The 1,033-nt window shown below is 33.0% G+C and carries 1 protein-coding gene; it reads right to left on the bottom strand.

The window, feature by feature from the left end; all coding sequences use genetic code 11:
* A partial coding sequence (locus tag FUA24_RS04005) for a murein hydrolase activator EnvC family protein (RefSeq protein ID WP_148540157.1) occupies positions 1 to 1,033 on the bottom strand: 1,033 nt, incomplete at both ends.

The raw sequence follows: 1,033 nt of genomic DNA, 5'->3' as shown, positions 1-1,033 counted from the left end.
TAATTACCATGGCGTATTATTAAAATGGGGTTTACGTTACGTATTTTAAGTATTTCATGAACCTCACCATTAAAAACGGCACGTGCGGTGGCGCCTTTTTCGGTTGAAATACGCACGCCGTTACTGTTTATTGTTAAAGACCTATCTATTGGTGATGGTTGGCTACCGTAACGCAGACTAACTACACCACGCTCTACTGGCCAAGGTAGTTTGCCTTTATTGGCTACAAAGTTTGAGGCTAACTTTTTTTCTTCGGGTGTGAGTGCAAAACTTTTAGAGCTGGCTGCTTTACCTGCTACTTTGTTAGATTTTGCTATGGCTGCCTTTATAATTTTGTCTATTTCGGCATCAATTCGTGCAGCTTCACGTTCTTTTTGACGTATTTGTGCGGTGTATTTTGATAAGTTTTTTCTAATAGATTGCATTAAATTTTCATGCAATGTACGTTCTGCTTCTAATGTTTTTTGTGTAACTCTATTTTCGGCAATTAGTTTGTTTTTTTCTTCTTTTTGCTTTATTAAATTGGTGTTTAGGCTTTGTAACTCTTCGGTTTTAGCTTTTATTTCTTCACCCTGTTGTTTTTGGTGATTGGTGTATTGCTTTAAGTATTGTAACCTTTTATAGGCTTGTTTAAAGTTATTTGAAGAGAGTAAAAACATTATGCGACTGTGTTGATTTTTACTTTTGTATGATTTTACAATCATAGACGCATAGTCTTCTTTAAGCTGTTTTAACTCGTCTCTTAAATTTGTTATTTTTTTTTGATTACTGTTTATTTCGTGTGTTATATAATTGGCTTGTTGGTTGGTAACTTTAATTAAATTATCTAATACGCTAATTTTATAACTAAAAGCCTCAATTTGTGAAAGTTCAGATTTTTCTTTTGATTTATTTTGGGCTCTTAACTGTGTTATTTTTTGTATTTCGCGACGTAATTCTTGACGTCTGGTTTCAAGTTCTTTACGTTTATTATTTTGCGAAAACGCTCCTATACCGCACAACAAAATGCTTAGTAAAATAACTAATTTATAAA

The organism is Seonamhaeicola marinus (assembly GCF_008085455.1).
Note: the sequence above shows the minus strand (reverse complement) of the source record. Positions and strands in the feature narration are given on the sequence as shown.